We start from the raw sequence: 12801 nt of genomic DNA on the forward strand, positions 1-12801 counted from the left end.
GAGCCGCATGCGCGGTCGACGCGAGCCAGTTGTGCTCCACGGCCGGTTCACCAGCCGTGATGTGGAACTGGCCTTGCTGCTGGGCGCCGTGCTGATCTGCGGGTACGCCTACACCGAAACGACACTCGCCACCGGCGGCACGTTGACGGCCGCCCTGCCGGGACAGGTCGCGGCCCTGGGTGTTCTGCCACTGCTGTGCCATGTGGCGATACGCCGCTCCGCCCGCCACGCCGATCCGCTGATCCTGCCGGTGGCCACGTTGCTGAGCGGGCTGGGCATCGTCCTCATCCACCATCTCGACATCGCCTACAAGGCCCGCTACGGCTCCCCGGCAGCAACGTCGGGACAGCTCATGTGGTGCGCCATCGCGGCGGTGGGCTTCGCTGCGCTGGTGATCGCCCTGGCGGACCACCGCAGGCTCCAGCGCTACCCCTACCTCGCCATCACCGTCGGCCTGGTGCTGCTGATGGCACCCGCCTTCTATCCCGGTGACGTCTACGGCGCCAAACGCTGGATCTTCATCGGGCCGCTGTCCTTCCAGCCCGGCGAGTTCGTGAAGATCGTCATCGTGGTGTTCTTCGCCGGCTACCTCACCATGCGCCGCGACGCCCTGGCGCTGGCGGGACGTCGGCTCATGAGCCTCTACCTGCCCCGCGGCCGACAACTCGGCCCGATCGCGGCCGTGTGGATCCTCAGCCTGCTCGTCCTGATCTTCGAACGGGACCTGGGCACCTCACTGATCTTCTTCGGCATCTTCGTGATCATGTTGTACATCGCCACCGAACGCACCAGCTGGGTGGTGTTCGGCGTCGCGATGTTCGCCGTCGGCGCCTTCGTCGTCGGCTCCTTCGAACCGCACGTCCACGGCCGTGTGGTGGCCTGGCTGCACCCGATGGACATCTACCTCCCACCGGCCCGGCGCCCGGCCGGACTCGTCTCCGACCAGGCCGCCCAGGCCCTGTTCAGCTTCGGCTCCGGCGGCATCCTCGGCACCGGCCTGGGACAGGGCCATCCGGAGCTCATCGGCTTCGCCGGACGCAGCGACTTCATCCTCACCACCGTCGGCGAGGAACTCGGCCTGGTCGGTGTCACGCTCGTCCTGCTCCTCTACGCGATCCTCGCCGAGCGGGGCCTGCGCACCGCGATCACCGTGACCGACCCGTTCGGCAAGCTCCTCGCCGCCGGCCTGGCCACCTCGCTCGTCCTCCAGGTCTTCGTCGTCACCGGCGGTGTCACCGGCCTCATCCCCCTCACCGGCAAGGCCCTGCCCTTCCTCGCCCAGGGCGGATCCTCCATGGTCGCCAACTGGTTGCTGGTCGCCCTTCTCATCAAAGTCAGCGACACCGCCCGGCGACCCGCACCCCAGCCCAGCACAGACCTCAGCGCCGCCGAGACTCAGATCGTGCGGCCGTGACCGGGCTCGGTCACCGTCACCGACGGGCATCTCCAGCCGCAACCAGGGGTCCGGGTCCGCCCGCGATGACCCGTACGACAAACCGTCCTACACGTAACGCGCTCCCCATGCGCGACGCAGAAGGGCCATGAGCATGCCGGCAACCGGGAGACGACAACACCGCTTCTTCGCCAGGGCAATTCCGCTCGGCGTGGTCGCAGCCAGCGCCACCACAGTGATCATGATCGGCACCCGGCAGGAATCCGGCGTCGAGGTCACTGGGCCGGTTCGCCTTCCCGCCCCCGCCTCCGCCCCCGCCCTGGGCAGCAGGGTCACCGTCACAGGCCGGGGCGTCTCATCGCACAAGCCCGAGGCCGACCCCACCGGCCACCACACTGGTAGCCGTGCACACGGGCATCGGGTAACGGTCGTCAGATGCACCGGTACATGGGCGCAGTCGTCGACGACCGGCTCCTGCCCACCTCGGTGAGCGCCGCCTCAGCGCCAGAGGCGGCGCTCCTGCGGCCTTGGCCGCGAGCAGTTGGGCCTGGTAGGCATGGCTTGTGCGATTCGAGAGTGTTCCCATGCCGGCGGCGGTCGCGGCCCGACCCCGTGACGCTCGCGGGTATCCCGTGCCGGCGATCACTCCCTGGGAAGGGGAGGAGCCCCAGTTCGCGCTGACCGACTACGAGCGCAGCGCCTCATGCGCGCGGAAGCGTCTGTGCTCGGTGTGCAACCAGGGCATGCCCCAGGGGCCGGTGTGGCGTGTCGTGGGGGCCGCGGAGAGCGCGGCGATCGGGGAGGCGCTGAACGCCGGGCGGCCCTACCGCAATCTGGCGCCGACCCTGGAAGGACCGGGGCACCGCGCGTGCATGCTGTATGCCTCGATGGTGTGCCCCTATCTGGCCCGGCCCAACGCCCGGCGCGGCATGTCGGCGGCGGAGCCGGACGACATGACCTCCCATGTGGTGCGGGGCGCCGTCCGGGGCGCCATGGGCGCGGTGGTGGGGTTCGGCGAGTACGAGTACGCCGTCACCGCGGGCCGCGTGCTCTTCCGGTTCCTCGACGTCGTCGAGTTCCTGCCGCACGACACGGCCGACGCACACCTGGACGAACTGCGGGCCGAGCTCGCCCGGACCGCGAAGTGACCCGCACTTGCCGGTCCCGACGCGCCCGGCCCGCCCCGTGTGCCGAGGTCAGGGGCGGTACGCCGCCAGGCCGACCGTCGAGGTGACCTTGGTCGGGCGGCCCGTGCCGTCGGCCGGCAGCGTCACCGTGCCGGACGGGGTGCGCACCGCGAGGGTCTTGCCGTCGGGGGACCAGGCCGGCTCGGTGTAGTCGGTTGTGGCGTGCGGGGTGAGGTCCTTGATGTGGTTGCCGTGCATGAGGTCCTCCACGAGCACGTGGTCGTGGCCTGCGACCGAGCGCACGAAGACGACCTCCTCCTCGTTCGGGGACAGGGCCGGCTCGGAGCCGTGGGTGAGCTTGCCGCCCTGCTGGCGCAGGTAGTCGTCACGGATGTAGACATCGCCGGTGTGGTCGTTGGCGTAGACCGACGTGCCGTAGTGACCGGCGGCGTTCGGCCAGACGTTCCCGGTCTGCGGCAGCGCACCGCCCGGACCGGGGTCGCCGTACAGGGACAGCGTCTTGGGCGTGCCGTGGACGGCCTTGGCGGAGATGTACTTCAGCCTGGACACGCTGTTCGCACGCGCCGCGAAGATGAGGTTGTCCTTGGCGGGGATGTTGTACCGGGTGTCCTTCGCGGTCACCTGCCAGGTCGGGTGGGACCAGTTCTGGTTTCCGGGGTTCTTGGCGACGACGACGCGCCCGCTGCCGTCGGGGTTGGCGATGTCAAGGTTCCCGGAGCCGTCGATGAAGACGGCCTTGGCGCCGTTCGGGGACCAGGCCAGGTCCCGGACGGGTACCCCGAAGTTCACCTTGTGGCCGTCGATCAGCACGTACTTGGTGCCGTTGCTGACCGTAAGGGTGCCGTGCCGGGCGCTGGTGGCGGCCGAGGCGGCGCCCGAGGCGCCCAGCAGCGCCGAGCCGGTGACGGCCGCGGCCACGGCGATGGCGGCGGCCATGGTGCGGGTACGGGTGGTCATGACGGAATTCCCCCAGGAAGGTCGACAGGTCAGGTCGGTGCACATGCGCCAGAGCCGCTCCGGCGTCGTCCTGGTCGCTGAAGGCCACGCGACCGCCTGCCGCTCTGTTACAAGCCGAGCTTGACAGGCCGTGATGCTCGAATCGTCCGTTCAGCGTCACAGGGGCGTAACACAGTGAGCAGCGGTACCTGTGGTGAGCTCCGAGTGCCCAGAGGCTGCCCTGGTAGTTGACGGTGGCGTCGAGTGCGGTGACTTGTCCGCCGTGGACGCCGGTGGTGCTGCCGCTGCGCTGGACCTGCTCGCCGACGCAGGCGTCAGCGGCGTGGGGGATCTGCTGGGTGCTGCCGTCGTAGAGGTCGACGCTGCGAAGTTGCGCCGCCGGTCCTCCCCAGCGGCTTCTGCACGACTGCGTGAATCGAACCCGGGTTCCTCCCTCGGACGGAACCGGTGATCGTCGGACCCCCTCTATCCAAGTAGCCACACTGCGTGGGCATTCTGGACGTCACGACCGGTATTGCCCCTTTCATCCCCGTCCAGTGGTCCGGAAAGGTGGTCGCGTGTCTCTCACCGGAACGCCGTTCTTCGTCGGCCTCATCGTCGCGACGGTCGTGGCGATGATCGGCACGATCGCCCTGTGGCCCAGGATCCGCGGGCCTAGGCCGGCGCGCTGGCTGGCGCACGCCGTGATGATCGGTCTGTGCCAGCTCACCGCGATCAGCGTCGTGGCCACCTGGATCAACAACAGCTACGGGCTGTACGCGTCCTGGGACGACCTGATGGGCAACACCGACAACACCAACGCGGTCGCGATGCCGGGCCCGCCGGCGAAACGCGCGAAATTCAACCACAGCACCGAGGGCGGTGTCCTGGACACGTACTTCCACGGCCAGAAGTCCGCCCTGTCCGGGCAGGTGCTGGTGTGGACGCCGCCGCAGTACGACGAGCCGGCCTACAAGAACAAGCGGTTCCCGGTCATCATGCTGCTGCACGGCGTGCCCGGCTCCCCGCAGTCCTGGCTGGAGCACGGCGGCATGCCGGGCGCCTTCTCGACCTTGCTGAACCAGAACAAGGTGCACCCCTTCATCCTGGTGATGCCCGTGGTCAACCCGGGCAGTGTGGACACCGACTGCACGGACCTGCCCAACCGTAAGGTCGCGACCTGGATGTCGGTGGACGTTCCGGACCTGATCAGCCACAAGTTCCGTACCCTGCAGGGCGCCAGTGGCTGGGGCCTGATGGGCTTCTCGACCGGCGGCTTCTGCGCCGCGAAGCTGCCCCTTCAGTACCCGAAGATCTTCGGCGCGGGCGCCGCTCTCGACCCCGACCCGCTGACCGGCGACAAGTCCGTCCTCCCGGATTCGACCGTGCGTCGGGTCAACAGCCCGACCTACCTGGTGCGGCACGTGAAGTCCCACGTCAACCTGTTCCTCACGACCTCACGCGAGGACCGTCTCAGCCCTCCCTCCTACATCACGCAGTTCCAGGCGGCCGCGGTGTCCTCGCCGGTCACGGTGCGCACGCTGTTCCTGCCGAACGGCGGCCACAACTACAACACCTGGTCCACGGAGTTCCCTCCGGCCTTCGCCTGGCTCAGCCAGTGGCTCTCCGCCCCGCACTGACCCAAGGCCGTGCGCAGCGTTGCGGCGGCCTGCCGCCGCTTCCCCGGCTACGCGCCGGCGAAGGAGCCGCTCCGTGCGGCGCGCCCGCCGATCGCGGCCCCGATGAGCCGCTTCTCGAAGGACCGCGGTATCTGTTTGGGGAATCGTCCGCAACGGCTGGATACCATGGCTCGTTCGAAGTCCTGCTGTGCCCGCTCCGCGCTCGCCCGGATCAGCGTGCGGGGCGCCACGGGGCGGATGTTGACCACGGACGGGTTGTCTGCGGAGCGTCCCAGTTCGGCGGAGACCCCGTCCGGGGATCTGGCGTAGCGGTCGGGCTCTCGCAGGCTGACGGAGGAGGATCCGGCGAGTGCCGCGTCGACGGCCCGGCACAGCGCTGGGAACCGGTCACTGCCCAGGGACGTGTCGACCGGGACGAGGGCCCTGCCGGCGACATGGGCCACCGCCTCGCGGGCGAAAGCGGTCTGCCGGTTGGCCATCGCGGTGTTGAACACGCATCTGCCGATGCCGAGGTGCTCGGCGAGTGCGCACGCGTATGCGGCTTGCAGGACGGCGGCCACGGACGTCCGGTACTGCTTCGCCAGACCGGCTGCCGTGAGGGCGACCGCCGCCGAGTCGAGGCATACGAGGTTGTAGACGGCGCACGTCGTCGGATTCGGCAAGCACACCCGGCGCCACGTACCCCGCCGTGTACACCAGCTCCAAGATCCGCGGCGTGATCGGCATCTTCCGGTCCGACGACGCGGGCCGGACCCGGCCCCGCATCAACGACGACCGACCGCCACCGGTACGCCTGGACCGGCCAGACCATGACCGGAGACCCCCGGATCTACGGCCGCGTCCACTTCGGGACCAGCGGACGGGGGGCATCTACGGTGACCCGAACCGAGGTCTGGCTCCCGGTCACCGCGATCCGCACCCGCCGTCCCGAAGGGGAGACCGACGTGACCCTGCCGCCAGGCAGGACGACCGACTTCTCCTCGGACACAACGCACAACGCGCTCCGCACCATCACGTACCGCACCTGAAGCGTCGCGGTGCGAGCGGCACCACCGTCGAGGGCAGGGTGGGCGGCACCCTGGACGAGAAGGTGTGACAGTGGGAGAGGAGGCGTGATGCGGACCAGCGACGAGATCTATCACCGGGTCCGTTGGGACCCGCGGTTCGACCCGGCCCGGTTCGTGCTGGGGGTCAGCCAGCGTGGGGGTGCCTTCAAGCGCGTCCCGCTGTCCTCCTTCGTACCTGGGGGCGAGATCCCGTGGCACCGGGTGGTGTTCATCGAGGCGGACGGCGAGGTGGTCTGGGACCGGGCCACGGGTGTGGACCGCATCGACGCGTCGGGCGTCGGCCGGGTTCGGGACCGGCAAGCGGACCCCGGCTTCGACACGAGCTCGGGCGGGAGCGAGCCCGTCGGCGCCCTCGGCGTCTCCCCGACGCCACGCACCGCGGTGGCCTGGATCCCGCCAGCGGAGCTGTGGCTGCCGATCCAGGACATCCGCCGGGATTACGATCCGCAGATCCACCGCTGGCCGCCGCACGTCAATGTCCTCTTCGGCTTCGTGCCCGAGTCCGACTTCGAGCGGGCCGCCCCGCTGCTCGCCGCAGCGACGGCCGAGACGCCCGTCTTCACCGCCCGACTGGACGGGGTGCGCACCTTCCGGCACAGGGCGTACTTCACCGTGTGGCTCGACCCCACGGCGGCCGGCACGGCGCCGTGGGCGGACCTGCACCGCGCACTGCAGCAGCGCTTCCCCGGCTGTCGTGGGCCCGCCAAGAACTTCACCCCACATCTGTCCCTGGGCCGCACGAGGGATCCGCTCCGAGTCACCGCCGACGTCGCCGCCCGGCTGGACGCCATGACGGCGACAGTCTGGGAACTCGTCCTGCTCTCCCGCAGGGGTCACGGGCCGATGCGGCCACGTGCCACGGTCGCTCTGCGCACGGGCATGGTGCGCTGGCTGCCCGCACCCGGCCTCGAAGCGCCGGGCCCGGAGGACACAGCGTGGCTCTCCGAGATCACCGACAGGTGAGGCCATAGCCAGGTCAGTCGATGTTGATGCTTGGATCCCGAGAGCGCCGCCCCCGGGATGCCGGCCTGGGACAACGATGCGGGCATCGACCCGGCAAGCTGCCGGCCGCGGTGGAGCACGCCGGCAGCGTCCTCACCCAGCGCCGGGTCACCGACAGGTGGGGCTCAAAGGAAGTGGTGCTCGGGATCCACGATGTAGGTGAGGATCCCGTGCCAGCGAGAATCGGGGTTCTCCAGTGCGGCGGGGTCCACAGACATCATCGCCTCGCGGACGCGGGCCTGTGCGGCCTCGGGGTCGTAAGGAACCTCGATCTCGCTTTCCCATTGCGCGTCGAAGTGTGGGCGTTCCAGTTGGAGGATGTACAGGAAGTGCACGAAGGACCGGAGCGAAGTGTTCCACAGGTAGATCTCGGAGTCGTCGGGCAGGCAGTAGACCGTGCCGGTGTCCGGATCGAAGGCGAGATCGTCATAGGGGATCATGCCCAAGCCGATCCACTTGTCCGCTCCCTCCGGCACGACGGAGTAGCGGTCGGCGAGTTCGCCATCCCAATCCTCGACGCGTTCGAACCGCTCTGCCAGCTCGGCGTCCATGTCGAACCACGGATTGTCCCAGACCGGAATTCCCAGCGTTCCCAGAACTTCCCTGGCGTCAGGGTCACCGACAGCAGGCAGGTTTTCTTCCGGCGCAACAATCAATTCGGCCGGATCAAACACGGTCTCCAGCATCTCACGAGTGAGGGCGGAGGGACGGCTCATGCTCTTTTCCTGTCATTTATGGCTGGCGTTCGAGAATGCAAGGGTATCATCTGTTGGCCTGCAGTTCGGGGAGATAGAATTTCATCTCGTCGTTCCCGGCACCGAAACTGTGTGTGACCTTGGTGTTCGGTAATCTCTCGGCCATCCAGGCACTGCAGTTGACTCCGTTGACGCATGGCGCTCGTTCTGTATAGAGGTGGGTTATTCGGTTTTCTTCTCCCTGCCTGAGGAACGGAATACCGATCATGCGTTCCGAGTGCCGGTACCCGTTGCTCCGCGCGACCAATATGAAGTCGTTCTTGCCGTTCGCGCCGGTCACTCTGGCCGCCGCGTAGTTGTTGCTGGAGAATTCCCCCTTCCTGTCCAGCCCGCCGTAACTCTGGTCTGCGTGGCGGGCGAGCTGTGTGGCCACGGAGAGGTCGGTACTCCCCGCCGTCACCTGTTGCGACGACACCTGCGGCCGTGGGGTTTCCTTGCCTTCCTTGTCCGATTTGAGCTTGGCGTTCTGTTCGCCCTGCTTTGGGCGTCCGATGTTGGCTTCGTCAAGCCCAAGGCGGCCCTTGTCTTCCGCCGTAAGATCGGAATGACTGCCGTCGGGGTGCAGTCGGCGGATACTTCCATCGTCGGCCATATGGTAGATCGGCGTCTCACCCTTGGCGATCTTTTGGATTTCCGCCGCATGCTTGGAATCCGCCTTGAGATAGTTGTGCGAGACTTTCTTGAGGCGGGCATGTGTATCGTGATAGAGGGCTTCTATGGTCTTGCCGGCGTCCTCACCGAGAGCCTTGCCCAGTTTCTTCGCGCCGCCCTCCAGCGCCGCTGTGATCTTGTTGGTCATTCGAACGAGATCCCGGCGGCCCGAACCCTGAACTCCTCCGCGTGCGAGGCGACGGTGCCGGCGTGGGTCTTCATCAGCTCCGCACGGGCCTGGAGTTCCTGCGGATGGACGAAGAAGCCGGTCCCGGCTCCCCCGGCATCGGCCGACACACCGAGCGCGGACTCGGTGGCCTTGAACATCAAACCGCTCGCCGCCCGCCCGACGACCTCGATCAGCGGGTTGACCGCGGCTTCGATGACCTCGCCGATGATGTATTGCTCCAGCTGTTGCTCGAGGTAGTCAACGGCCTTTTCCGCCGCCTCCACGATCAGCGCCTCGGCGGCCTCCGCGAGTCCGAGCGTGGCGACGGCGGCTGCCTGATCGGCTACGAACGATGCCGCCAGGGCGACCAGTTCGGCGATGGCGGCCTCCTTCATGGCCACGATGACGTCGGCAGCCATGTCCAGCGCGGTCGCCACGGCGTGGCAGGCGGTCAGCAGCTCGGACATGTGACTGCCCGACATCTGCCCCCACTTGGCGAGCAGCGCGTCGTAGGAGGCACCCTGGTACACGTCAGCCATCTTCTTGATGGTGGCCGTGGAGTCCTGGTGTGTCTCGTCCACTTTCCTGGCGAAGTCGCGTATGTGCTCAGCGAACTCCCGAACCTTGTCCTCGTTCACGTTCGGCCAGTTGACGCCGATGAACTGGAGCAACGAGACGACTTCCTCCGGTAGTTCAAGGGCCAAGGTTCCCGCTCCCCCGTCAAGTCCACTACGGCTCAACCAGGTTGGCGCGGATCTGTTCGCTCGACGCCACGATCGGGCAAAGGTTCGACAATGAAACGCTTCCTCCACCCGTGTGACGCTGCTGAGATCTCAACCAAGGGCGGCTCGTACACGCCGCCATGCTGTCCGGCACCCCAGGGGCCGGGCCTGGTCTCACTCATCACTCCACAGCCGCGCGGGGTTGAGGCTGAGTGCGTAGGAGCCTTCGCTGCCGCCGACCGTGAGGCAGAGCCGGGAACCGGAAGGATCCGGAAGGCCCGGGGCCGCCGGTGCAGCGGTGCAGGCGAGGGAGGAACACGGGAGGAGAAGCGGAAGGACACGAACCCTGCCGGAAGGGAGATGCCACAGATGGAGTGAGGCGTCATTCCAGGCGACGGCCAGGAGAGGGCCCGCGGAAGTCTGCTGGGTGGTCATGGCAGTGGCGAGGGAGGGCCGCTGCTCGACGGGACGGGGCATCGGGTCCGCGGAGGTTTTCCAGAGGCGGACGGTGCCGTCCATGGCCGTGCTCATCACCAGCGTTTGCCCTTCACCGGGAAGGGCCAAGCACGTGACGGCAGTGATGGGAGCGGAATGCAGGACACGTGAGAGGGGGGCAGTCTCGGCAGCCTCCAGGTCCCATACGTGAACGCTTCCCTGCTCGTCACCGATCACGACGAACCTGCCGCACGGGCTGTGTCCGAGGGCACTGGGCCGCAGATCCGGATGTCCGAGACCCGCCTGGCCGTGGTGGGTTGCGATGCGGCCGAGGACGCCTCCCGGCTCTCCACCGGTGTGGTGCAGAGCGCCAGTGTCACTGAGGAGAAGTGCGCCGTGCTCGGCGCACGCGGCCACACCATCGAGGTGGGGCATTCCGGCTGCGGTCTGCGGGATGGGAACGCCGTACCTGCCGGTGACAGCCTCCACCTCGAAGAGGCTCCCCAGAGGATCAGCGGCCAGGATCTTCCCCGGCTTGCCGGGAATGGCTGTCAGGGCGCTCACGGCCATGTCCTGCCGGACCCAGACACCCGCGTAGGCGTGGTCTGCCAGGAGGGACTGCAGGTAGCGGGAGAGGAGGGGGCTGGGCCCCAGGGCGGCCGTGTGGAGTATGGCCGCCCGCTCGGAGGTCTGGTACTCGACGTCCGAGAGGTGGGGCGCGGCCAGCCTCCATGTCTGCCGAAGGCCGCGCGGGGCGGGGATCCGCTCATCGGCCAGACACGCGGCGATGGAAACGGTCGACCCGTGGAGCAGGAATCCGGGGTCACTGACGAGCGCCGCAATGGCGGGCCCAGGATCGGGTGCGGTCAGTGCCCGGTCCAGGGCATGTTCACGGACGGTGTCGGAGGCCCTGTCCCACCGCACGCGCCCCTCGGGAGTGCGGGGAAGCAGAAAGTCGTCTTCCGTGGTCGGAGCCTCACCGGCGTCCGTGAACAGCTTGTCGCCGACGTCGATGGTCGTCACCGGTCCGACGCCTGGCAGGCCGTCGAGTAAGCCGGTGTCGCCGACCTCGACGACGGCGCGGGTCTGCGGCAGATCCAGAAGAGGGGCAAGAAGATCCCGGACCAAGGTCGCCGGGTCGGCCGCCGGGCGGTCGGCCGGTCCACGGCCGGATCGGTGCAGGTCCACCACCAACACCAACAGTGGCCTTTGGTCCACGGCTAGCCGCTCCAGCAGCCGCTCGGGCGCGAGCGGACCGTAGCCGAGTTGGCGCCCGAGTTCCCACGCGGCAGCGTCCGTGAAGAGTCCCTCGGCCAGGACCGTCGCGTGGACCGTGGTCGTCGGGTGGCTCGCGGAGCCGGCGAGGAACCAGGCCAGCAACTGGCTTTTGCCGCTGCCCCGTGCCCCGCGGACCAGGCAGAGCTTGGACTTCTCCGGCGGGGCGCAGGCCGCCCACTCGAGCAGGGCTGGTCCATGGGTGGCGGCGACCCCGTCGAGGGGCGGCCATTGCGCGATGTCCGGACCTGCGGACGCCGGGGCAAGGCTCACTGTTCCGCCGCCGTGCCGTCGCCCGCAGTGCCGGCATTCTCGCGCAGCAGGCGGATGCCCTCCGTGCGGGAGTCAGCCGACTCGCCGTAGGGAAAGGTGTGTGTCATCTCCACGTGCGGGAAGACCTCGGCCAGCCACATGGAGCAATAGTGGCCCGGCATGAAGCAGGGCTGCAGGTCGGTGTGGATACGCAGGACCTGCTCCGGACCGACGCCGGCGGCCTGCAGCCTGGCCCACAACCGCTCTTCGGGATGGGCGGCGATCGCGCCGGCCTGCGTGACGATCCGCTTGCCGTGCTCGGCGTCGACGTACTCGAAGGCCGCGTAGTTCTCCACGCTCGCGGTGTCACGGATGTCGTCCAGGACGCGGGGCCACCAGTCCTCCCGGTCGCCGAAAGCAGACGGGTCGCAGGCCTGCAGGCGTTCCCGAAGGGTCTCGAACGCCGCGGCAGCCACGGCTGGTCGGTCGGTGGTGACGATGGCGCGCAAGGCGTCAGCCAGTTCCACGAGACAGGAGGCGAAGGCCTCGGGGGAGGAGCTGACGAACCGCCGCTCCTCGTCGTAGTCCAACAGCACCGCCCATACGGCGCCACGCGGGTCGGCGCACAGTTCGAAACCGCCGTCGCTGCCCAGCCGCGCCCAGGAAGCGCACTCTTCGTGGGCGACACGGCGCCCGGCTGCGGCGGCGTACGCGCCGAGCGCCACCGGGTCGCGGTCGAGAGTGGTGAAATAGGGGCCGACCTTGCGCGGTACGCAGATCCCGGCGAGGCGGTGCACCGGGGACTCACCGGACTCGTCGTCGCCGGCCGGACCGAACGTCCGGAATGTGGGTTCGTCGATCACCAGAGGTGCTCCTTGGGCTCCGTTCCGGGCTGCGGTGTTGCGCGCTGCGGGCTTGTCGGTGTGACCGTCAGTATTGCTCCCATTCGGGGTCCTCATCGAACCAGAGGGTCGGGAGTGGCTCAACGCGGCGGGGTCGACGGACCTCCTGGTTCGCCTACACGCACAAAGTACGTGGCGCCGGGTCGCGGGGCGGTGAGCAGCCCGGAGTTGAAGACGCCACCGCTGATCACGCTCCGGCCGCGGGCGGTGGCCTCCGGCAGCCGTTGGGTGAGGCCGTCCTGGTCCAGGAGCGCCACACAGGGCAGCGGTTGGATCTTCCAGGTCTTCGCCGCGACCGTCATCGACGGGGTCAGCCTCAACGGCGGCAAGGGTTCGGTCTTCGGTGCCCTGACGGGTGTGCTGACGCTTCAGCTCGTCGTCAGCGTCATGACGTTGGCGGGCGTGCCGCCCCTGCCGGCCACGTGCAGGGCAGGCTTGCCCTCGCGGTCTGAAG

General features: G+C 68.5%; 12 protein-coding genes and 4 pseudogenes. 7 read left to right on the forward strand and 9 right to left on the reverse strand.

What is annotated here, in order from left to right; translation table 11 throughout:
• Window positions 1-7: 7 nt before the first annotated feature.
• Together ACFYZJ_RS27530 and ACFYZJ_RS27535 are read left to right on the forward strand one after the other, a co-directional pair.
• Window positions 8-1414, forward strand: a complete 1407-nt coding sequence (locus ACFYZJ_RS27530) for an FtsW/RodA/SpoVE family cell cycle protein (RefSeq protein ID WP_388572248.1) — start codon at window positions 8-10, stop codon at window positions 1412-1414.
• Window positions 1415-2025: 611 nt separating this feature from the next.
• On the forward strand, window positions 2026-2541 hold the full coding sequence (locus ACFYZJ_RS27535) for a hypothetical protein (protein WP_388572250.1): 516 nt from the start codon (window positions 2026-2028) through the stop codon (window positions 2539-2541).
• Between the two features lie 48 nt (window positions 2542-2589).
• Here the strand turns inward: ACFYZJ_RS27535 and ACFYZJ_RS27540 are convergent, their stop codons facing one another.
• Together ACFYZJ_RS27540 and ACFYZJ_RS27545 are read right to left on the reverse strand one after the other, a co-directional pair.
• On the reverse strand, window positions 2590-3498 hold the full coding sequence (locus ACFYZJ_RS27540; RefSeq protein WP_388572252.1) for a TolB family protein: 909 nt from the start codon (window positions 3496-3498) through the stop codon (window positions 2590-2592).
• Between the two features lie 223 nt (window positions 3499-3721).
• A pseudogene (locus ACFYZJ_RS27545) lies at window positions 3722-3859 on the reverse strand (S1 family peptidase); the annotation flags it as partial.
• 196 nt (window positions 3860-4055) lie between these two features.
• Between ACFYZJ_RS27545 and ACFYZJ_RS27550 the strand changes: the two are divergent.
• Window positions 4056-5117, forward strand: a complete 1062-nt coding sequence (locus tag ACFYZJ_RS27550; RefSeq protein WP_388572254.1) for an alpha/beta hydrolase — start codon at window positions 4056-4058, stop codon at window positions 5115-5117.
• A gap of 47 nt (window positions 5118-5164) precedes the next feature.
• On the opposite strand, the gene ACFYZJ_RS27555 is transcribed toward ACFYZJ_RS27550, so the two are convergent.
• Complete coding sequence (locus ACFYZJ_RS27555) at window positions 5165-5779, reverse strand: hypothetical protein (protein WP_388572483.1); 615 nt, start codon at window positions 5777-5779, stop codon at window positions 5165-5167.
• On the opposite strand from ACFYZJ_RS27555, the pseudogene ACFYZJ_RS27560 reads away from it, so the two are divergent.
• The 3 genes and pseudogenes from ACFYZJ_RS27560 to ACFYZJ_RS27570 all read left to right on the forward strand — a co-directional run.
• Window positions 5757-5983 (forward strand): annotated as a pseudogene (locus ACFYZJ_RS27560) (hypothetical protein); the annotation flags it as partial. The gene ACFYZJ_RS27555 and the pseudogene ACFYZJ_RS27560 sit on opposite strands and share 23 nt — an antisense overlap.
• Before the next feature lie 9 nt (window positions 5984-5992).
• On the forward strand, window positions 5993-6145 hold the full coding sequence (locus tag ACFYZJ_RS27565) for a hypothetical protein (protein ID WP_388572484.1): 153 nt from the start codon (window positions 5993-5995) through the stop codon (window positions 6143-6145).
• 87 nt (window positions 6146-6232) lie between these two features.
• Complete coding sequence (locus ACFYZJ_RS27570; protein ID WP_388572256.1) at window positions 6233-7147, forward strand: RNA repair domain-containing protein; 915 nt, start codon at window positions 6233-6235, stop codon at window positions 7145-7147.
• A 164-nt stretch (window positions 7148-7311) separates the two neighbouring features.
• Here the strand turns inward: ACFYZJ_RS27570 and ACFYZJ_RS27575 are convergent, their stop codons facing one another.
• The 6 genes and pseudogenes from ACFYZJ_RS27575 to ACFYZJ_RS27600 all read right to left on the reverse strand — a co-directional run.
• Window positions 7312-7902, reverse strand: a complete 591-nt coding sequence (locus ACFYZJ_RS27575) for an SUKH-4 family immunity protein (RefSeq protein WP_388572257.1) — start codon at window positions 7900-7902, stop codon at window positions 7312-7314.
• Between the two features lie 46 nt (window positions 7903-7948).
• Window positions 7949-8740: a nucleic acid/nucleotide deaminase domain-containing protein gene (locus ACFYZJ_RS27580; RefSeq protein WP_388572259.1), complete on the reverse strand. Its 792-nt coding sequence runs from the start codon at window positions 8738-8740 to the stop codon at window positions 7949-7951.
• Window positions 8737-9465 (reverse strand): WXG100 family type VII secretion target, encoded by a 729-nt coding sequence (locus ACFYZJ_RS27585; protein ID WP_388572261.1) that lies wholly within the window; start codon window positions 9463-9465, stop codon window positions 8737-8739. The genes ACFYZJ_RS27580 and ACFYZJ_RS27585 overlap by 4 nt, the downstream gene beginning before the upstream one ends.
• Window positions 9466-9657: 192 nt before the next feature.
• A complete protein-coding gene (locus ACFYZJ_RS27590) occupies window positions 9658-11466 on the reverse strand; it encodes a hypothetical protein (protein WP_388572263.1) in 1809 nt (602 codons plus the stop codon).
• Complete coding sequence (locus ACFYZJ_RS27595; RefSeq protein WP_388572265.1) at window positions 11463-12308, reverse strand: nucleic acid/nucleotide deaminase domain-containing protein; 846 nt, start codon at window positions 12306-12308, stop codon at window positions 11463-11465. Before ACFYZJ_RS27595 ends, ACFYZJ_RS27590 begins: the two co-directional genes overlap by 4 nt.
• A 167-nt stretch (window positions 12309-12475) precedes the next feature.
• A pseudogene (locus ACFYZJ_RS27600) lies at window positions 12476-12598 on the reverse strand (aldo/keto reductase); the annotation flags it as partial.
• On the opposite strand from ACFYZJ_RS27600, the pseudogene ACFYZJ_RS27605 reads away from it, so the two are divergent.
• Window positions 12591-12761, forward strand: a pseudogene (locus tag ACFYZJ_RS27605) (ABC transporter permease); the annotation flags it as partial. The pseudogenes ACFYZJ_RS27600 and ACFYZJ_RS27605 sit on opposite strands and share 8 nt — an antisense overlap.
• Window positions 12762-12801: the final 40 nt, after the last annotated feature.

It is taken from the genome of Streptomyces sp. NPDC001848 (genome assembly GCF_042891915.1).
GTDB lineage: Bacteria > Actinomycetota > Actinomycetes > Streptomycetales > Streptomycetaceae > Streptomyces.

What these genes read in the sequence shown, in the direction of transcription:
- ACFYZJ_RS27530 (WP_388572248.1), top strand. Translation starts at nt 8, where the DNA reads ATGCGCGGTCGACGCGAGCCAGTTGTGCTCCACGGCCGGTTCACCAGC.
- ACFYZJ_RS27540 (WP_388572252.1), bottom strand. Translation starts at nt 3,498, where the DNA reads ATGACCACCCGTACCCGCACCATGGCCGCCGCCATCGCCGTGGCCGCG.
- ACFYZJ_RS27570 (WP_388572256.1), top strand. Translation starts at nt 6,233, where the DNA reads ATGCGGACCAGCGACGAGATCTATCACCGGGTCCGTTGGGACCCGCGG.
- ACFYZJ_RS27575 (WP_388572257.1), bottom strand. Translation starts at nt 7,902, where the DNA reads ATGAGCCGTCCCTCCGCCCTCACTCGTGAGATGCTGGAGACCGTGTTT.
- ACFYZJ_RS27580 (WP_388572259.1), bottom strand. Translation starts at nt 8,740, where the DNA reads ATGACCAACAAGATCACAGCGGCGCTGGAGGGCGGCGCGAAGAAACTG.